This window comes from Microbacterium sp. Soil_C_42, from assembly GCF_057656735.1.
Map to the genome: position 1 here is coordinate 1 of NZ_JBDGJU010000052.1, position 19,040 is coordinate 19,040.

General features: G+C 70.3%; 18 protein-coding genes and 1 pseudogene. 12 read left to right on the forward strand and 7 right to left on the reverse strand.

Going from position 1 to position 19,040, the window contains the following annotated elements:
- Positions 1 to 314, forward strand: a pseudogene (locus tag AC3A46_RS18150) (transposase); the annotation flags it as partial.
- Between the two features lie 104 nt (positions 315 to 418).
- Positions 419 to 1,216, forward strand: coding sequence for a GTP pyrophosphokinase (locus AC3A46_RS18155; RefSeq protein WP_487666470.1), 798 nt, complete (start codon positions 419 to 421; stop codon positions 1,214 to 1,216).
- Here AC3A46_RS18155 and AC3A46_RS18160 read toward each other — a convergent pair.
- A complete protein-coding gene (locus AC3A46_RS18160) occupies positions 1,213 to 1,821 on the reverse strand; it encodes a TetR/AcrR family transcriptional regulator (RefSeq protein WP_487666471.1) in 609 nt (202 codons plus the stop codon). The genes AC3A46_RS18155 and AC3A46_RS18160 overlap by 4 nt on opposite strands.
- A 65-nt stretch (positions 1,822 to 1,886) precedes the next feature.
- Here AC3A46_RS18160 and AC3A46_RS18165 point away from each other — a divergent pair, with 65 nt between their 5' ends.
- The 4 genes from AC3A46_RS18165 to AC3A46_RS18180 all read left to right on the forward strand — a co-directional run bounded on the left by AC3A46_RS18165 (position 1,887) and on the right by AC3A46_RS18180 (position 5,698).
- Complete coding sequence (locus AC3A46_RS18165; protein ID WP_487666472.1) at positions 1,887 to 3,017, forward strand: hypothetical protein; 1,131 nt, start codon at positions 1,887 to 1,889, stop codon at positions 3,015 to 3,017.
- Positions 3,018 to 3,136: 119 nt separating this feature from the next.
- Entirely contained in the window at positions 3,137 to 4,339 is a 1,203-nt protein-coding gene (locus AC3A46_RS18170; protein ID WP_487666473.1) for a cation:proton antiporter, read from the forward strand.
- Positions 4,336 to 4,821: a glutaminase gene (locus AC3A46_RS18175; RefSeq protein ID WP_487666474.1), complete on the forward strand. Its 486-nt coding sequence runs from the start codon at positions 4,336 to 4,338 to the stop codon at positions 4,819 to 4,821. Before AC3A46_RS18170 ends, AC3A46_RS18175 begins: the two co-directional genes overlap by 4 nt.
- A 76-nt stretch (positions 4,822 to 4,897) precedes the next feature.
- Positions 4,898 to 5,698: a tryptophan-rich sensory protein gene (locus AC3A46_RS18180; protein ID WP_487666475.1), complete on the forward strand. Its 801-nt coding sequence runs from the start codon at positions 4,898 to 4,900 to the stop codon at positions 5,696 to 5,698.
- Here the strand turns inward: AC3A46_RS18180 and AC3A46_RS18185 are convergent, their stop codons facing one another.
- Positions 5,699 to 6,442 carry a glutamine amidotransferase-related protein gene (locus AC3A46_RS18185; RefSeq protein ID WP_487666476.1) on the reverse strand — a complete coding sequence of 248 codons (744 nt, stop codon included), beginning with the start codon at positions 6,440 to 6,442 and terminating at the stop codon, positions 5,699 to 5,701.
- Positions 6,443 to 6,566: 124 nt separating this feature from the next.
- On the opposite strand from AC3A46_RS18185, the gene AC3A46_RS18190 reads away from it, so the two are divergent.
- From AC3A46_RS18190 to AC3A46_RS18205, 4 genes are all read left to right on the forward strand, one after another.
- On the forward strand, positions 6,567 to 7,184 hold the full coding sequence (locus AC3A46_RS18190; protein ID WP_487666477.1) for an RNA polymerase sigma factor: 618 nt from the start codon (positions 6,567 to 6,569) through the stop codon (positions 7,182 to 7,184).
- Positions 7,174 to 7,641, forward strand: coding sequence for a hypothetical protein (locus AC3A46_RS18195; protein ID WP_056372401.1), 468 nt, complete (start codon positions 7,174 to 7,176; stop codon positions 7,639 to 7,641). Before AC3A46_RS18190 ends, AC3A46_RS18195 begins: the two co-directional genes overlap by 11 nt.
- A gap of 73 nt (positions 7,642 to 7,714) precedes the next feature.
- Positions 7,715 to 9,682 (forward strand): S8 family peptidase, encoded by a 1,968-nt coding sequence (locus AC3A46_RS18200; RefSeq protein WP_487666478.1) that lies wholly within the window; start codon positions 7,715 to 7,717, stop codon positions 9,680 to 9,682.
- 151 nt (positions 9,683 to 9,833) lie between these two features.
- A complete protein-coding gene (locus AC3A46_RS18205; protein ID WP_487666479.1) occupies positions 9,834 to 12,245 on the forward strand; it encodes a CHAT domain-containing protein in 2,412 nt (803 codons plus the stop codon).
- 209 nt (positions 12,246 to 12,454) lie between these two features.
- Here the strand turns inward: AC3A46_RS18205 and AC3A46_RS18210 are convergent, their stop codons facing one another.
- Complete coding sequence (locus AC3A46_RS18210) at positions 12,455 to 13,255, reverse strand: LysR substrate-binding domain-containing protein (RefSeq protein ID WP_487666480.1); 801 nt, start codon at positions 13,253 to 13,255, stop codon at positions 12,455 to 12,457.
- Between the two features lie 35 nt (positions 13,256 to 13,290).
- On the opposite strand from AC3A46_RS18210, the gene AC3A46_RS18215 reads away from it, so the two are divergent.
- Positions 13,291 to 13,689, forward strand: coding sequence for a DUF1304 domain-containing protein (locus AC3A46_RS18215; protein WP_487666481.1), 399 nt, complete (start codon positions 13,291 to 13,293; stop codon positions 13,687 to 13,689).
- A gap of 21 nt (positions 13,690 to 13,710) precedes the next feature.
- Here the strand turns inward: AC3A46_RS18215 and AC3A46_RS18220 are convergent, their stop codons facing one another.
- The 4 genes from AC3A46_RS18220 to AC3A46_RS18235 form a co-directional block, all read right to left on the reverse strand.
- Entirely contained in the window at positions 13,711 to 14,277 is a 567-nt protein-coding gene (locus AC3A46_RS18220; protein ID WP_487666482.1) for a thermonuclease family protein, read from the reverse strand.
- A 42-nt stretch (positions 14,278 to 14,319) separates the two neighbouring features.
- A complete protein-coding gene (locus AC3A46_RS18225; protein WP_056372272.1) occupies positions 14,320 to 14,727 on the reverse strand; it encodes a transferase in 408 nt (135 codons plus the stop codon).
- A 147-nt stretch (positions 14,728 to 14,874) separates the two neighbouring features.
- Positions 14,875 to 16,281, reverse strand: a complete 1,407-nt coding sequence (locus AC3A46_RS18230) for an aminotransferase class III-fold pyridoxal phosphate-dependent enzyme (RefSeq protein WP_487666483.1) — start codon at positions 16,279 to 16,281, stop codon at positions 14,875 to 14,877.
- 111 nt (positions 16,282 to 16,392) lie between these two features.
- Positions 16,393 to 17,946, reverse strand: coding sequence for a CoA-acylating methylmalonate-semialdehyde dehydrogenase (locus AC3A46_RS18235; RefSeq protein WP_487666484.1), 1,554 nt, complete (start codon positions 17,944 to 17,946; stop codon positions 16,393 to 16,395).
- 168 nt (positions 17,947 to 18,114) lie between these two features.
- Between AC3A46_RS18235 and AC3A46_RS18240 the strand changes: the two genes are divergently transcribed.
- On the forward strand, positions 18,115 to 19,040 hold a 926-nt coding region (locus AC3A46_RS18240; RefSeq protein ID WP_487666485.1), incomplete at its 3' end, for a PucR family transcriptional regulator ligand-binding domain-containing protein.

The following is a 19,040-nucleotide window of genomic DNA, read 5'->3' on the forward strand; positions in this document are numbered from 1 at the left end:
GCGACGATCTCGCCGAGCGCCGGGCCCGCAAGGCGGCGGAGAAGGCGGCGCGCGAGGCCGAGCGCCTCGCGAACGACGCCGAGCGCGAGCTCGCGCGCGTCGACGTGCGCCGCGCGAAGGCGCAGGAGCGGGTCGACCACGTGCGGGAGCGCATCGACGACCTCCGCCGTGACCTCGCCGTGCTCGAAGCCGACGAGCGGGCGGCCGTGGAGAAGCTCGACGCGGTCGAGCACGAGCGGTCCGACCGAGCGGCGAAGGCCCGGGACGCCGCCCAGGCGAACGAGCGCGCCCAGCGCGCCCTCGACGACGTCTGACCCTCCTGTGGCGCCGAAGGCGCAGCTGGGCACACGCGGCCGGAGGGGCCGTGGGGACTGTTCCTCACAGGACTCTCGTAGAACCGCCGCCTAGCGTGAGAGGCATGGCGACTCCCGCACCTCTGGTGCCCGCGACGGCGTCCGACGAGGGTGAGATCACGGTCTCACCGAGCGAGCTCCGGGAGCTGCGGGACGAGCTGCAGCGCTTCATGATGGAGTACCGCTTCGGCCTGCAGGAGGTCGAGACGAAGATCGGCATCCTGCGCGACGAGTTCCTGCTGACGCACGACTACAACCCGATCGAGCATGTCTCGAGCCGAGTGAAATCGCCTGACAGCCTCGTCGAGAAGGTGCAGCGCAAGGGTATCGACGGGGACTTCGCCTCGATCCGCCGGAGCATCACCGACATCGCCGGCATCCGCATCACGTGCAGCTTCACCGCCGACGTGTACCGCCTCTTCGACCTGCTCACCGCCCAGGACGACGTGCGCGTGCTGCAGGTCAAGGACTACATCGCGTCGCCGAAGTCCAACGGCTACAAGAGCCTGCACGCGATCCTCGAGGTGCCGGTGTTCCTGTCGACGGGGCGTATCGAAGTGCCCGTCGAGGTGCAGTTCCGCACCATCGCGATGGACTTCTGGGCGAGCCTCGAGCACAAGATCTACTACAAGTACGCGACGCGCGTGCCCGACGAGCTGCTCGAGAGCCTCAAGGACGCGGCCGAGACCGCCGCCGAACTCGACGCCCGGATGGAGCGTCTGCACCGGCAGATCCGAGGCGGCGGCGCCGGCCAGGTCGCCCCGGTCGCGGTCCGCGAGATCGCCGCCGTGCCCGCTCCCGTCGAGTCGGCTCCGGAAGCTGCGACCCGGCGCGCCGACGACCCCGAGGTCCGACCCGTCTAACCGAGCGGAGGGGCTCCGCTCGCGAGGACGGCGGCCGCGCTCTCGAGGTAGTCGTCGACCGCCCGCGGACCGAACACGGCGCTGTTCGCGATGTAGCCCTGGGCCAGCGCCGCGATCGACCGGGCGGTTTCGGCGGCGAGGGAGGAGGCATCCGTCTCATCCGTGGTCTGCGTGCGCGCCCACGGCCCGATCGCGAGAGCGAGTGAAGCGCGCAGACGGCCCGCCGTCCGGAGCATCTCTTCGTGCAGTCCCGGCTCGACCATCGCCTCCCCCCAGAACTGCAGGATGAGCGACGGTGACAGCCCGACTTCGGCGAACCTCGAGAGCATCCCCTCCAGTGCCTGGCGCGGCGTCACCACCGCGCCGCTCTGCCCGGCCGCCTCGAGGGCGTCGACGCGGGGGAAGAGGAACCGCCCGGCGACGTAGCGGGCGAGTTCGGACTTGTTGGAGAAGTGCGAGTAGATCGCGCCGGTCGACAGCCCGGACTCCTCCACGATGTCGGCGATCGATGTGTCGCGCACGCCGTTGCGCGCCAGGACGCGCAGTGCGGCGCGGGCGATTTCATCGCGACGGGCTTCCCGGTACTCCTCCGAAACCTTGGGCATGGAAACAGAATACCGATTCTGCTATTCTCGCAAACAGAATCATCATTCTTTTTTAGGAGGACGCGATGAACGCTCATCGTGACGCGGCGTCGGTGGATGCCGTACCCGCACGCCCCACGAAGTGGGGGGTCGCCGCGCTGTTCGGACTGCTCGGCTCAGTGATCGTCGCCGTCATCGTGATGGCGTTCGTCTGGCCCGCAGCCACTTCGCAGCCGCAGAACCTGCCCGTCGGCATCTCCGGGCCCACCGAGGCCGTCACTGCCGTCGAGGACAAGCTCGCCGAACAGGACCCCGCGCCGTTCGTCCTCCACGAGGTCGAGTCGCGCGACGACGCGGTGTCGCAGATCGAATCCCGCGAGCTGTACGGCGCGATCCTGCTGGGCGACGAGCCCGAGGTGCTCATCGCGACGGCGGCGAGCCCCGTCGCCGCGCAGGCGTTGCGCGGCGTCGCCACCCAGCTGCAGTCGCAGATCGACACCGCGGCCAAGACGGCGCTGACGGACCAGCTCACGGCGATCGTCGGGGCGCTCACGGCGGGACAGATGCCACAGCTGCCCGACGGCGCCGCAGGGGCCCCGCCGGCCATCCCCACGGTGACCGTCACCGATGTCGTTCCGCTGGCCGACGGCGACAGCGCCGGGTCAGGGCTCGCGGCGTCCGTCTTCCCGATGGTGCTGGGCGGCATGCTCGGCGGAATCCTGCTGACGCTGCTGGTGCAGGGCGTCGTGCGTCGCCTGGTGGGGCTGGTCGTCTTCGGCCTCGCCGCCGGCGCCTTGATCGCGCTCGTCATGCAGACGTGGTTCGGCATCCTCACCGGGGACTGGCTGCTCAACGCCGCGGTGCTCGGCCTGGGCGTGGCCGCGACCTCCGCGCTGCTCATCGGGCTGGCAGCGCTGATCGGCCCTCCCGGGATCGCCGTCGGAGCTGTCCTCACGATGTTCATCGCGAACCCGATCGCCGGTGCCGCCCTGCCGCCGCAGTTCCTCCCCGAGCCGTGGGGCGCCGTGGGCCAGTTCTTCGTGCCGGGGGCATCCGCGAACCTGCTGCGCTCGGTGATGTACTTCCCGGAGGCCTCCACCTGGGCGCAGTGGACGATCCTCGGCGCGTGGCTCGTGGGCGGCGTGGTCCTCGCGCTCATCGGCCACCAGCGCAACCGGTCCGAGCTCACGCCGCCTGAGCAGCAGCTGGAGCACTGAGCCGCCCGCGGACGCACCGTCGCCGATCCGGAGGCCTCGAGGATGAACTCCGTCCGGCGATGCTCCTCCGGGCTCGACGGGGTGTCGGCGGGGCGACTCCGGCTGGCTAGTCTGTTCGCGTGGACGGTCTCACACCCTCGACGCTCCTGCTCATTCCGCTGCTGGGGGTGCTCGCCCCCCTCCTGGCCCGAGCGCTCGGTCGGTGGGTGCGGGTCCCCGTGGTGGTGTTCGAGCTCGTGCTCGGCATCCTGATCGGGCCGGCGGTCCTCGGCTGGGCGGGGCCGAACGCCTTCGTCGACGTCCTGGCCAACTTCGGACTCGCGATGCTGTTCTTCGTCGCCGGCACCGAGATCGAGTTCGGATCGTTCCGTGGGCGCCTCGGGCGTCGCGCGTCGCTCGGGTGGATCATCAGCCTCGCCGCGGGCATCGCCGCCGGCTGGCTGCTCGCGCCCGGGGAGGCGGCGATCGTGATCGGCGTCGCGCTGAGCTCGACGGCGCTGGGCACCCTGCTGCCGATCCTGCGGGACGCCGGCGAGCTGCGCACCCCGTTCGGCCGCGCCGTCGGCGCCGTCGGCGCCGTCGGCGAGTTCGGGCCGCTCATCGCGATCTCGATCTTCCTCGGCGGCCGCGAGCCGGGCCTGTCCACCCTCGTGCTGGCGCTGTTCGCGGCGTTCGCGGGGCTCGCGATCTGGCTCGCGTTCCGGGTGCCGCGCGGCGCGATGCACTCGTTCGTGAACTCGACGCTGCACACGTCGGGGCAGTTCGCGATCCGGGTGGTGTTCGTGATCCTCGCCGCCCTCGTCGCGCTGAGCATCGTGCTCGACCTCGACATGCTGCTCGGGGCCTTCACCGCCGGCATCATCTGGCGCCTCCTCATGCGCGACGCCTCCGAGCACGACCGCCACGCCGTCGAGAGCAAGATCGAGGGCGTCGCGTTCGGCTTCCTCGTGCCGATCTTCTTCATCTACACCGGCATCACGTTCGACCTGCAGGGGCTGCTCGACGACCCGGTGCTGTTCTGGCTCGTGCCGGTGGTGCTCGTCGCGCTGTTCGTCGTGCGCGGGCTGCCGTCGACGCTCGCCGCGCCCGAGGGGGCGTCCCGCCGCGAGCGGCTGTCGATCGCGCTCCTCGGGGCGACCGGGCTGCCGATCATCGTCGCCGTCACCCAGATCGGCGTGGACGAGAAGATCCTCGAGACCACTCAGCAGACCGTGCTCGTCGCCGCCGGCATGCTGTCAGTGCTGCTGTTCCCGCTGGTCGGCATGGCTCTGCGCGGCGAGCGGCTGAAGGCGAGCCCGTCGCTCCTGGACGACATGGCGTGAGCACCATCGAACTCCTGGACGCCACCCGCTCGCGGCTCGCCGGCGTGCCCCGGGAAGCGCTCGGCGAACTGATCGTGCCCAGGCGGTTCCTGGGGGTGGCGCGCGCTGCCCGCATCGAACGGCGCGGCGACGCGTGGCACCTGGGAGTGCTGCTGCTCACCGACGACGCCGTCTTCGCGACCGGCGACATTCTCCGTGCCCGGCACGAGGCCCGGCGAGGCTACACCGCCGAGTCCCAGCGGCAGCGCGCCGAGCTCGCCGCCGCCGCGCGTCGCGGCGGCTTCGCGGAGGGCGAGACCGTGCACATCGGATGGCGGATGCTGCAGCCCGGCGCGGTCGACAGGGGCGAGGCATCCGCTCCGCTGTTCCCTGCCGATGGCGTGCCCAGCGTGAGATGGAGCGCCGCCGGAGGACTCATGCCGCTCGAGGCCTATCTCTCGGAGCGGGTCGCCCTGCTGCTCGACCCGCCGGGCGGCGCATGAGATCGCTCGCTATCTGCCGTGGGACGGGATGTCAAGAGCCCTCATGGCGGGGTGGCGCGCGCCTTACCGTGTGAGGATGAACGCCAAGGACCTCGCCCGGCAGATCATCGTCATCAGCGCGTTCTGCTTCATGATCGTGGCGGCCATGGTCGGCACCGGCCTGTTCGGCGGCACGCCGGTGCAGGCGCTGCAGGACGGCGCGCTCGACCAGGACGGCTCGTACCTCGCGCCGGCGCGGTCGGCGTTCTCGATCTGGACCGCGATCTACGTCGGGCTGTTCGCCTACACGGTGTGGCAGGCGCTGCCGCGCCAGCGCAGCAGCGAGCGGCAGCGAGCGCTCGGATACCTCATCGCCGGCACGATGGCACTCAACGGACTGTGGCTCGTGACGGCCCAGTTCGGCTCGCTCGGGCTCACGGTGCTCGCGATCATCGTGCTGCTCGCGCTGCTGGGCGTCACGTTCAGCCGCACCGTCATCGAGCCCGCTGACGGCTGGGCCGATCGGCTGCTGGTCGACGGGGTCACGGGCCTGCACCTGGGGTGGGTGACCCTCGCCACCGTCGCGAACGTCGCGGCCTGGCTGACCTCGATCGGGCCGCCCGAGTGGGAGGCGTCGGCGGATCTGTGGGGCGTGGTGGTCCTCATCGCCGTCGCCGGCATCGGGCTCGGAATCGAGATCGCGAGTCGCTGGCGCCTCGGGCCGGCGCTCGCGCTCGCGTGGGGGCTGATCTGGCTCTCGGTCGGCCGGCTGGAGGGCGAGCCGCACAGCACCGCGATCGGGGTGACGGCGATCGTCGTCGCCGCACTGATCCTCGGTACGGCGCTCATCGGCACCGCGGTGCGCGCGCTGACCGCGGTCCGCAACGCCGAGGTGTGATCAGGCGGGCGCAAAGCGGTCGGCGAACGCCCGCAGCAGCCGCGTGGGCTCCGTGACGGATGCGGCGAGCACGCGTCCCGCGATCGCGTCATAGTCCGCGGAATCGAAGTAGCCGTCGTCCCGGTACACCGCCATGCGCTCGGTGAACGCCTTCGTGGTCGGCTCGGGGTGGAACTGGGTCGCATAGAGCCGCTCGCCCACGCGGTACGCCTGGACGGGGCATCCGTTGTTGCTCGCCAGCAGGACCGCACCCGGCGGCAGGCTCTCGGTCCCTTCCTTGTGAGCGGTGAGCGCCGTGAAGCGATTCGCGAGGGCGCCGAACAGCGGGTCGGCCGAGGCCCGCGTCGTGAGCTCCACCGCCACCGGGCCGGTGTCCTCGGGGAAGGCACGGCTCACCGTGCCGCCCAGGGTGCGGGTCGCGATGCCGATGCCGTAGCAGGTGAAGAGCGCGGCCGGACCGTCGCCGGTCGCGGTGCGCTCGGCGATGCGGGCGAGGGCCGCTTCGAGGCGCCGCTGCGCGTCGGTCTTGGTCGACTCGGGGTCGGTGACGTTGAACGGACTGCCGCCCACGAGGAAGCCGGAGTAGCGCTCGAAGACATCGTCGGGCAGCGGCTCGCGCACCAGGTCGAGGCGGGCGAGCCGGCTCTCGTCCAGGTGCATCGCGGTGCGGAAGGACTCGTATTCGGCGGCCGCCGCACCCAGCTGCGGGCGCACGCAGACATAGAGCAACGGCGCGGTCGTCATGCACGAAGTCTACGTTTCCGCTCCCGGACCCTGCGAGACGGCTGAAATCGTCGGTATTCGGGCGGCGTCCGTGTATCAAACCCGCACTATCGCGCTCGGGCATGGTGTGGACAGAATGGGCGCTATGACGCAGGCTGACGCCGAACCATCCGTCGACTCCGTGGAGCCGGCGCGATGGGAGCGCGCCGCCGCACTCTTCGTGCGGTGGCGTGAAGGCGACAGTCGTGCGATGGACGAACTCGTCCGCCTGATGACGCCGCCGCTATGGCACGTCGTGAGGGCGTACGGGCTCGACCCTTCGTTGGCGCAGGACGTCGTGCAGACGACGTGGCTGACGCTCGTGCGCCGTCACGAGACCATCAACGACCCGCTCGCGGTGTCGGGGTGGCTCACGATGTGCGCGCGCCGTGAGGCGTGGCGAGTCGGCAAACAGCATCGGCGTGCCGATGCCACCGAGGCCGAGTCGCTCGAACCGCACCTTCCCGTCCACGAATCCGCCGAGCAGACCGCCGCGCAGGACGACGAGACCCGTCGCCTCTGGACAGCGGTCGGAACGCTCAACGACCGATGCCAGCGCCTGCTGCGGATCGTCGCGTTCGAGGACCGCCCCGACTATGCCCGCATCGCCGAAGACCTCGCGATGCCCATCGGATCGATCGGACCGACCCGTCAGCGCTGCCTCGCGAAGCTACGCGCCGTACTCGAGGGAGACGGATGGAGAGGTGACGACGATGGAAACTGAGGACTTTGCGGCCGACGCCGCGCTCTTCGCACGGATGCGGCGCATGTGGGAGGACGTCGACCCCGTGCCGGCCGACCTGGTGGACCAGATGGTCGCCGCTGTCGCCGTCGAGGACCTGTCGCGGGAGTACGCCCTCCTGACGCTCGTCGAGGGGACGTTTGCGGCCGTGCGCGGCGAGACCGACACGGCGACTCTCCAGTTCAGCGACGGCACGACCAGCGTGCTGCTGCACGTGACCGCCACCGAGGGCGGCGACCGGCGCGTGGACGGATGGGTGGATGCCACGGCCCTCGCCATCCGTCTCATCCAGGGCGACCGCGAGTGGTCGGCCGAACCGGGCGAGCATGGACGCTTCGCCTTCGACGAGGTCACGCCCGGGATGGCGCGGCTTCGCCTGGTGGTGCGCGACGCCGACGGCGCGCTGCGCGACTTCCAGACCCCGCAGTTCGAAGTCTGACAACCAGTTCGAGGTACGAAGAGCGGATGCCGCGGCCTGGGGGCCGCGGCTCCCACGTGTGTGAGGAGATGACATGGCCGAAGACGAGCGTGCCGGTGGATCGTGGCGTACGCGAGTGAAGGCGGGCACCCCGCTCGGCGTTCCGCTCGATCCCGGTCGGGACGTCGTGCCGGGAGTGGAGGCGTTCCCCTCGGCGTACGCGCCAGGCCATCTCGTGATCTCGGGTGAGACCGCCGACGCGAAGGGCGCGCTGCTCGCTGCGGGCCAGGAGCTCGGGTGGGAGGTCGACCTCGATGAGATCCGGCCATCTGCGGAGAACGAGCCCGCTCTCACGCGGGCGCGCATCATCCAGCTTCCGAGCGACAAGCGGGACGACGAACCGGTTCCCGCCGTCGACGCCTGGCGACTGCTGCAGCACGCGCGTCGGGTGGCCCTCGAGGAAGCCGAATACCAGCGACGTCTGACCGCGGAGCAGCAGGCCGCTCACGGACAGGAGGGCGCGTCGCAGCGCCCTGATTCCGCAGCGCGCGGCCTTTCTGAACAAGGCGCCACCAGCGAGGTGAGTGAGCAACGCCGTCAGGAGATCCGCCGCGAGGTGCGTCGCGACGTCGCCAAGACCGCGGCGCGGGCTGCGGAGCCCATCCGGGCGGAGTCCCGATCGCGGGCTCCGCAGCAGCCGCTGGTGGAGGTGCCGTCCGTCGACATCGATGCACTGCGCAATGTCGGGCTGGATCACGTGCTCACGATCGATCCGGTGGGCGTCAATCCTCACGGCATGACGAACCCCCACGGCATGACGAACCCCCACGGCATGACGAACCCTCACGGCATGACGAACCCTCACGGCATGACCAACCCGAGCGGAACCGCGGGTTACGCCTATCCCGGGACGGGGGGCCTCGAGCTCGTGTCGTTCCTCGGGACGGCGCCGCGCCGAACGCGCGTCGTCGCCGAAGGCGGCCGCAGGCCCGTCGTCGCCGTCGTGGACACCGGGTGCGGTGTCCACCCGTGGCTCCCGGCTGAGACCACGCCGTCACAGCCGGCCACGCCGGCGCCGTCGAGGCCGGAGCGCTTCGACGACCTCGATGACGAGCCGGCCGATGCGATCGACACGGTCGACCCCGTGATCGTCCGGCGGAGGCTCCCCTGGTCGAGCCGCACCGGGGACGTGATCGGTGTCGAGGATCCCCTCACGGATCCCGAGATCCACGGCGACCAGTCCGGCCCTCTCGATGGGTTTCTCGACGCCGCCGCCGGCCACGGTACGTTCGTCTGCGGCATCATCCGTCAGGTCTGCCCGGAGGCGGATCTCATCTCGATCCGTGTCGCCGACAGCAATGGCGCAGTGCTCGAGAGCGAGCTCATCGATGCGCTCGAAGACCTCGCGCTCTGGATGGACTCGGACAAGGCGAAGAACGTCGTCGACGTCGTCAACCTCTCGCTCGGCTACTACCACGAGACTCCCGAGGATGGACGCTTCAGCCTGCGACTCCATAAGGCACTCGTGGCGCTGCGCCGCCGGGGGTGCGTCGTCGTGTGCTCCGCCGGAAACGATGCGACGGAACGACCGGCGTTTCCCGCCGCGCTGTCTAAGGACGGCGATCCCGAGCTGAAACTCGAGGAGCCGCCGGGGCTTGCCCAGCACATCGCCGTCGGGGCGCTGAATCCTCAAGCGACATCCGTCGCGCTGTACAGCAACGTCGGCGATTGGGTGACAGCCTTCGCTCCCGGCACCTCTGTCGTGAGCGCGTTCCCGTCGTTCGAGGGCGGCGTGCAGGCCGGCACACGCGCCGACCGCGACAACCGTCGACGGCAGAGCTTGGACCCGGACGACTTCTCCGGTGGCTACGCGATCTGGAGCGGGACCTCGTTCGCCGCACCGTACGTCTCGGGTCGGATCGCGCGGGCTCTCGCTCCATCCCTGATGGATCCCGGTGCGGCCAAGACTGCGGCTCCGGGGCAGGACCCCGTCACAAAGGCGCTCGAATGGGTGAAGGTGCGGGACAAGTCGACACCGCTCCCGGGTCAGACGGCCCCCTAGCCAGGGAGACAAGAGTGCGACTGGCGGGGCCTGCCGGTCGCACTCGTCTGCCGGGTGGGTCCATCATGGCTGTGTGGCGGCGACCGGTGAACAGCTCTACCAGCGGGGTTGGCATCTCGCGACCCGAGGGAGCTTCATAGACGCTCGGCGCGTGCTCGCGGCCGGTGCCGCGCGCGCCGAAGCCGAGGGCGACATCGAGCTCGGTGCGCGTATCGCGGGCACGACGGCCTACGTGCTCGCTCGCCTCGGCGACGTGGATGGTGGCGAGCAGCTGTGCCTGGACGCCCTCGGGCGGGACGGTCTGTCGGAGGCCGCGATCGCCCAGTTGCACGGTCAGCTCGGGTCGCTCGCGCTGGAACGCGGGCTGCTCGATGACGCGGCAGGGTGGCTGGACAAGAGCATCCGTGGGCTCAGTGATCAGCCGGTGCGTCAGGCCAACATGCGGATGAACCGCAGTCTCGTCGACATGCAGCGCGGCCGTCTCGACGCGGCTGTCTCGGATCTCCGCCTGGCGGAGGGTGCCTATCGGGCAGCGGGCATGGCCACCGAGGCGAACCTCGCCGTGCACAACCGCGGCTATGCGCTCATGCTCGGCGGCGACCTTGTGGGGGCCCTGCAGACGATGCAGTCCGTCCGGGAACCACTCGATGGGGAGTCAGCGATGTGGGCGGCCGTGAACGAGCTCGACCGCGCGGAGGTGCTCCGCGAAGCAGGGTTGGTGACAGAGGCCGAACGCAGTCTCGCAGCGGTGTCGGAAGCGTTCGGTCGCCATCGTGCTCCGCGCGACCGTGCCACGGCGGATTACAACCTCGCTCGATCGTTGCTCAGCCACGATCCGGTGCGCGCGGCACGGGTGGCCGCCGCATCGGCGCGGCGTTTCGCCACGATCGGCAGCTCGGGCTGGGCTGTGCGTGCTGAGGCGATCGGTCTGCGTGCCAGGCTCACGGTCGGGCGGGTCGACCGCGCCGGGGGTCCGGTGAGGGCGGGACAGCGGCTGCCCGCGCGCACGAGAGTCTTGGATGTCACAGCGGGCCTCAAGGCGCACGGATTCCACTCCGAGGCGGAGGCGCTCCGGCTCACGGACGCGTTGGCGCGCATCAGGAGCGGCCACGGCGGCGCTCAGCCGGTCATGCGCATCGGACGGCGCACTCCGCTGGAGGTGGGGCTCCTCGCGCATGAGGTGCGCGCGGCACATGCCGCCACACAGGGCCGCGAGGCCGACACCCGCCGTCACGCTGCCGCCGGGCTCGATCTGTTGGATCGCACCCGCCATGCCGTGGGGAGCCTCGACATACAGGTCTCCGCGGCGATGAAGGGTGCGGGGCTGATCACGACCGGGCTGGCCTCGGCCCTCAGATCAGGCAGCCATGCCGCCGTCTTCGAATGGTCTGAGCGTGCACGCTCGGTGATGGGATCCTTCCCACCGCTTCGGCCGCCGCCCGACCCCGAATTGGCGGCAGATCTCGCGGAGCTGCGGGTGCTGCGCGCCGCAGCGCCGGACGGTGAATGGCTCGCCACACCGCGGGCCGCTCTCCTCAGCGACCGCGCGCGTCAGCGGCAGTGGTCGCACACCGCCGCCGGTGAACTCAGAGTCCGCGCGACGCTCGACGACGCCGTCGCAGAACTGGGTGACGGCGATGCGCTCGTGTCCTACGTGTTCGACGGAGTCGAGCTCGCTGCACTCGCCATCACACGTGGGAGCAGACAACTGATCGCACTGGACTGGAATGCCGTGAGGCTCGCGCTGCGGGGCCTGCGGGCCGATCTCGACATGGCGGCGACGGTGACCGCGGGGCCGATGGCGGCGGTGGTCCGCCGGGGGCTCGACGAGCGGCTGGCGACCCTGTCGCGGATCCTCTGCGCTCCCGTTCGCGCGCTCTCGGGCGCGGAACGGATCCTCGTCACGGCCGCGGGCGTCCTCTCCGGTGTCCCGTGGATGATGCTCCCCGCGATCGGCCGTCGCCCCCTGTCGGTGGCGACGTCAGTCACCTCCTGGATCGCGCAGCGCTCGAGTGCTGCGCGCGCGCCGAGGTCCGCCGGCTTCGCAGCCGGCCCCCGCGTCGCCCGCGGCGAGGAGGAGGTGTCCGCGGCTTCGACCGCGTGGAGCCGAGCCCAGGTGAGAACCGGCGCCGAAGCGACAGTCACGGAGGTCACCGCTCTGGCCTCTGAGGTCGACGTGCTGCATGTCGCCGCCCATGGCCGTCACGCACTCGACAACCCGATGTTCTCCGGTCTGGAACTCGCCGACGGCACCCTGTTCGGCTACGACATCGACCTCATCCCGGTCGTCCCCGACACGGTCGTGTTGTCGGCGTGCGAGGTCGGTCGTTCCTCGGTGAGGTGGGGCGAAGAGGCGTTGGGTATGACGAGGGTGTGGCTGCACGCAGGTGTTCGCAGCGTCATCGCCGCACCCGTCATCGTCGCCGATGACGCGGCATGCGAGCTCCTCGCGGCCATGCACGAGGGCCTCGCCGCGGGCGTAGCCCCCTCGGAAGCACTGGCCGCGGCATCCGTCCGCACCGGCATCGTCGCCCCGTTCCAGGTGCACGGTGCCGGCTTCTGAGATCTCTTCGCGTTCCGTGTATCAGGACGGACGCTGCGTGCTCCTGGTCATCGGAACGGCTTGCGCTCAGCCGACGGGGGGTCGGAGGCGCTGACAGAAGACCCTCTTGGGGAACGCAGAATCGGCTGCGGGTCTTCGCCGCCGATCCTCGAGGGGTGCTGCATGGGACTGGGGCAGCACCCCTCACCCCATGCGTGGCACAGCCGCGCTCAGCCGCGCGAAGAGTTGGCGGTGCGGCCGCGCACGATGCCGACGAAGGCCTCGACCGCGGGAGTGGTCCGCTCAGCGGCCCACGCGAGCGCCACCGTCGAGATCGGACCCTTGCTGAGCGTGCGGTATTCGACGTCCTTGCGATGATGCAGTCGCGCGACCGACATCGGCACCACCACGATCCCGACACCGGCCGCGACGGTGGCGATCGCTTCGCCGGTGTCGGCCGGTGGAGCGAACCGCGGCGCGACGGTGCCCGGAAGCCGGATGGCGAGCACGTCGTCCTGCGGCACGATGAGCACCTCGCCCATGAGGTCCGCCGCGTCGAGCTCGTCGTCGGCGGCGGTCAGGTGAGAGTCCTTCGCGCACACGACCACCGGGACCTCGTCGTACAGCGGGATGACGTGGAGGCCGTCCTTGTCGAGCGGCAGCCGCACGAGCGCCGCGTCGATCTCGCCGTCCAGGAGCGCGCGACGCTGATCGGCGACGGCCAGGGGGAGGAGCTCGAGGCTGGTCTGCGGCATCCGTTCGTTCCAGATGTCGATCCATTTGCCGGGCGTCGCACCCGGGATCGCGCCGAGCGTGAAGGTCGCGGGCATGGCGGGCTCGACGGGCGGCGTCGGTGACGGCCCGGGCGACGGCTGCGGCCGCCGGGTCTGGGCGGGCTTCGCCTTCGAGGACGACGCGGATGCTGCGCCCGGACGCTTGCCCGATGCGCCCGGACGCTTGCCCGATGCGCCCGGACGCTTGCCCGATGCGCCGCGACCTCGTCCGCCTGTGCGCGACCCGCCCTTCGCCATGCTGTTCAGCGTAGCCGGGACGATATGGTTCGCTCATGGTGGCGATCCTCGCAACGGTCTTTGCGGCGCTCGCCGCTGTGCTGCACGTCTACATCTTCGTGATGGAGAGCGTCCAATGGACGCAGCCGAAGATCTGGAAGCGGTTCGGGGTGGCCGACCAGGCGGCCGCCGACACGACGAGGCCGATGGCGTACAACCAGGGCTTCTACAACCTGTTCCTCGCCGTCGGCGTCGTCATCGGGCTCGTGCTGCTGTTCGCGGGAGGCGACGCCGCGCCCGTCCACGCGGCGGGTCTCGCGCTCGTGCTGTTCGCGCTGGGGTCGATGGTGGCCGCCGCGCTGGTGCTGCTCACGACCGGGCTGCGGTATCTGCGGGCGGCGCTCATCCAGGGCTCGCTGCCGCTCATCGGGTTCGCGCTGTTCCTGTTCGCCTGACCGCTCAACCCGCGTGACCGCTCAGCCGCACGCACCCCACTGCCCGGCCGCCGCGGCGACGGCCGCGGACTCGAGTGAGCGCAGCAGGGGCTCCTGGCTGCGATTGGGCGAATAGACCTCGACCCGCGCATCGCCCTGCGCGACGAGCTCGCCGTTCACGAAACGGCCGTCGGGTGTCCAGACGTAGAGCAGCGTTCTGCCGTACTGGTCGTGCGTCTCGACGTCGGCGGCGACCCAGATCGTCGATCCCACGGGGACGAGCGACGTCAGCTTCGTCGTCGCCTCCGCACCCCAGCAGTCGAGTTCGGGGGCGATCTCGGGGGTGTCGATCCCCAGCAGACGCACGCGCGTGGACTCGAGATCGCCGACGACGGCATTCGGGACGCCGACGCGAGCGCGCAGCGTGTCGCCGTCGTGGACGCTCTCGACGGTCATCTCGAATGCGTCGGCCGGGATCGCCGGCATCGTGGCGGAGATGCCCGGCGCCGGCTGGGCGACCTCGGCGCCGGCGTCGCGCCCGACGAACCACCACAGGGCCGTGCCCGCGATGACGAGCAGCAGGAGTGCGATGAGGACGCGTCTGAGCACGACGCGAGCCTATGCGGTGGCGCCGACGCGCCACCGCGACGATCAGGCAGCCAGGCGCAGTCCGCGCTTGTCGGTGGCGACGCGCTCGCCATCGGCGATCGTCTCGTCGTCGCCGATGAGCGAGCCTCCGGCGACACGGGCGTCGTGCCCGACCTGGGTGCGCACGCCGATCTTCGCGCGCGGGCCGATGGCCGCGCGCGGCCCGATGTGGGCGTGCGGTGCGATCTCGGCGTCGGGTCCGATGACGGCATCCGTCTCGACCCATACGCCCCGGCCGACGTGCGCGCCCGCGGCGATCTGCACGCCCGGTTCGACATACGCCCCCGCTTCGACGATGGCGCTGGGGTGCACCTTCGCTCCGTGCGCGATCAGGCCCCGACCGTTGACGTGCTTGCGGTAGCGCAGCATCTCGCCCTGGTCGTTCTCGATGTCGATGTAGTTCTTTCCCACGGTCCCCTCCTGGAGCAGCACATGGTGCTGAGTACAGAGATAACGGTGGGGACGGGTGATTCATTCCCGCGCATCGGAACGATGCGAAGGAGGGGCGCGCAGCGGCCCCGCGTCCGGAGTGGACGCGGGGCCGGAAAAGGGGGCTGATCAGCGAGTGACGTACTCGTCGGCGGTCGAGAGGGCCCGGTCGATGACGTCGAGTCCACGCACCAGCTCGCCCTCGGTGATCACGAGCGGAGGTGCCACGTGAACGCGGTTGAAGTGCGTGAAGGGCCATACCCCTTCCCGCTTGCACGCCGCGGCGACCGCGGCGATGGGTGCAGCATCCGTCCCGCTCGCGTTGAAGGGAACGAGCTGCTCGCGGGTCTCGCGGTCCTTGACGAGCTCGATCGCCCAGAACAGGCCCATTCCCCGCACATCGCCGACGGACGGATGCCGCGACGCGAGGTCGCGCAGGCGCGGCTCCACGACGCGCGATCCGAGGTCGCGCACGCGCTCGAGGATGCCGTCGCGCTCGAACACCTCGAACGTGGCGACGCCCGCCGCGCACGCGAGCGGATGGCCCGAGTACGTGAGCCCGCCGGGGAAGGGCACGGTGTCGAAGTGTGAGGCGATCCGGTCGGCGATCACGACGCCGCCGAGCGGCACATAGCCCGAGTTCACACCCTTCGCGAAGGTGATGAGGTCAGGCTTCGCGTCGAACGCCTGGAACGCGAACCACTCGCCCACGCGGCCGAAGCCCACCATGACCTCGTCGGCGATGTAGACGATGCCGTAGCGGTCGCACAGCTCGCGCACGCCGGCGAGATAGCCCGGCGGCGGCACCAGCACGCCGTTCGTGCCGACGATCGTCTCGATGATGATCGCCGCGATCGTCGTGGCGCCCTCGAGCACGATGGTCTGCTCGAGGTGCTCGAGCGCGCGCTGCGTCTCCTCCTCGGCGCTGGACGAGTGGAACGCGGAGCGGTACGGGTAGGGGCCGAAGAACTTCGCGGTCGAGCCGTCGGCGGGCTCGTTGGGCCAGCGGCGCGGGTCGCCGGTCAGCGAGATCGCGGTGGTGGTGTTGCCGTGGTAGCTGCGGTACATCGACAGCACCTTGCGGCGGCCCGTCACCAGGCGCGCCATGCGCACGGCGTTCTCGTTCGCGTCGGCGCCGCCGTTCGTGAAGAACACCTTCTCGAAGCCGTCGCCCGCGACCTCGGCGATGCGGCGGGCGAGCTCACCGCGCACATCGTTGGCCATCGACGGCTGGATCGTCGCGAGACGACCCGCCTGATTCTGGATCGCCTGGACGAGATCCGGATGCTGATGCCCGAGGTTGAGGTTCACCAGCTGGGAGCTGAAGTCGAGGTAGGCGTTGCCGTTGTAGTCCCAGAAGGTCGACCCTTCTCCCGCGGCGATGGGGAGCGGATCGATGAGCGCCTGCGCGCTCCACGAGTGGAACACGTGGCCGCGGTCGTCCGCGCGGACGCGGGCGTCGGCCTCGGGGTCCGGAAGGCGGCGGTCGGCGCCCGTCGGATCGGTGTAGACGGCGGGGGTGAGTGTGTCAGTCATTTTGCTCCGGTCGTTGAGCGAGGGAGGAACGTGGTCGTTGAGCGAGCGTGCGAGTCGAGACGCAGAGACGAAACGCGTCGGGAATCCGGGCGACGCTGACGGCGAGTCACGTCAGTTGTTCTGGGGGAAGCCGAGGTTGATGCCGCCGTGGCTGGCGGGGTCGAGCCAGCGGCTGGTGATGGCCTTCTCGCGGGTGAAGAAGTCGAAGCCGTGGACGCCGTAGGCTTTCGCGTCGCCGAAGAGGGACTTCTTCCAGCCGCCGAAGGAGTGGTAGGCGACGGGGACGGGGATGGGCACGTTGATGCCGATCATGCCGACCTGCACCTCGTTCTGGAACCGGCGGGCAGCTCCGCCGTCGTTGGTGAAGATCGCGGTGCCGTTGCCGAACTCGCCGGAGTTGATCAGCTCCAGTCCCTCGTCGTAGCTCGCGACGCGGACGATGGAGAGGACGGGTCCGAAGATCTCCTCGGTGTAGGCCTTCGACGTCGTCGGGATGTTGTCGATCAGGGTGGGCCCGAAGAAGAACCCGTCCTCGTGCCCTTCGACGGTGAATCCGCGACCGTCGACGACGATGGTCGCGCCGTCCTGCTCGGCGATGTCGACATAGCTCGAGACCTTGTCACGGTGGATGTCGGTGATCAGCGGTCCCATGTCGGGTTCGACACCGTCGACACCGGCCCCGTTGCCGATCTTGAGCTTTGCGATGCGGTCGGAGATCTTCGCGATGAGGTCGTCGGCGACCGGCTCGACCGCGAGCACCACGGAGATGGCCATGCACCGTTCCCCGGCGGCGCCGTAGCCGGCGTTCACGGCCTGGTCGGCGACGAGGTCCAGGTCCGCGTCGGGCAGCACCAGCATGTGGTTCTTCGCACCGCCGAGGGCCTGCACCCGCTTGCCGTGCCTGCTGGCGGTCTCGTAGATGTACTGCGCGATCGGGGTGGACCCGACGAAGCTGATCGACTGCACCACCGGGGAGGTGAGCAGCCCGTCCACGGCGAGCTTGTCGCCCTGCAGCACCGTGAAGACGCCGTCCGGCAGGCCGGCTTCCTTCCACAGTTCGGCGAGCCACAGCGCCGCGGACGGGTCCTTCTCCGACGGCTTCAGGATCACACTGTTACCGGCCGCGATCGCGATCGGCACGAACCACAACGGCACCATCACCGGGAAATTGAACGGTGAGATGACCCCCACCACCCCGAGCGGCTGCTTCAACGAGTACACGTCGATCCCGGTCGACGCGTTCTCACTGAACGCGCCCTTGATCAGATGCGGGAACCCGGTCGCCAGCTCCACGACCTCCTGACCGCGGAGGATCTCGCCCATCGCGTCGGAGAGCACCTTGCCGTGCTCGGCGGTGATGATCTCGGCGAGCTCGCGCTTGCGGGCGTTCAGCAGTTCCCGGAACGCGAACAGCACCGTCTGCCGCTTCGCGATCGAGAACTGGCTCCACACCTGGAAGCCGCGCTCGGCCGACACGATCGCCGCGTCGATCTCGGCCTGATCCGCCAACGCCACATGTGCGCTCACGACACCGGTCGCCGGGTTGTACACCGCGGCGGTGCGACCCGAGCTCGACGCACGCTCCGCCCCATCGATCCAATGCGAAATCACCCGGACGTCGGCGTCCGTGGTCGCGGCGGCGACGGCGCTCTCGGCAATGCTCATAGGTGGCTCCTTCTCGGTGTCGGACAGATCGTGTGGTGATCCCCTAGGCTGGACGGGTCCCAGCCTGTCAGAGAAGAAGAGGCGGCCACGGTGCCCGACCGTCGCGAAGATCGGACGATCCACACGGATCGTCCGATAGATCGATCCGCAGATGAGACCCTCCCGACCGTGCGCGAAGTGATCGCGCTCGAAGCGGTCGCGCAGGGGGTGCCCGAAGTGCTCGTCGGAGACGACGCGCTCGACGCGCGCGTGCGCTGGCTGCACGTCTCCGACAGCGCGGGCGTCGCGCGCCTGCTGGACGGCGGCGAGATGCTGCTGTCGACCGGCTCCTCGTGGCCGGTGGAGCCGGCAGATCTGCGCCGGTTCATCGACGAGCTCTCCGACGCCGGGCTCTCCGGCCTCGTGCTCGAGCTGGGCACGCACTACCGGTACGTCCCCGCCGTGGTCATCGAGGCCGCCCGCGAACGAGGCCTCGCCCTGGTCGTGCTGCACCGGGAGCTGAAGTTCGTCACGGTCACCGAGGCCGTCCACAGCCGCATCATCACGGGACAGACCGACGCGCTGCGCGCGCGTGACGAGGTGCGCGAGCGGTTCACGGCGCTGGTGCTGCGCGGATCGCCCGCGGACTTCATCGTCCACCAGCTCGCGCAGACACTCGGCGCGCCCATCGTGCTCGAGAACCTCGGTTACGAGGTCGTCGCGGCAGAGGTGCCGCTCGCGATGGAGGAGGAGCTCTTCACCGAGTGGGAGCTGCGATCGCGCTCCGCGCACCGGCGCTGCGAGCATCGCCGGGAGCGCGGCATCCCGGCCGGAGCGGACGACTGGCTGATCGTCCCGGTCGAGGCGCGAGGCATCCGTTGGGGGAATCTCATCGCGCTGCCCGGACCGGAGCACGCGGCCGGGCGCACAGCCGTGCTCGAACAGGGCGCGATCGCCCTCGCGGTCGGCCGTCTCGCCGACGGCGACGCCGACGAATGGGCGCGCATCGGCCGCCGGCGGCTGGTCGACGGGCTGCTCGCCGGACGCTTCGCCGGGGCGGGCGGCGCCGCCGCGCGCCTCGACCACACCGGCGACGTCGTCATCGTGATGTCGTA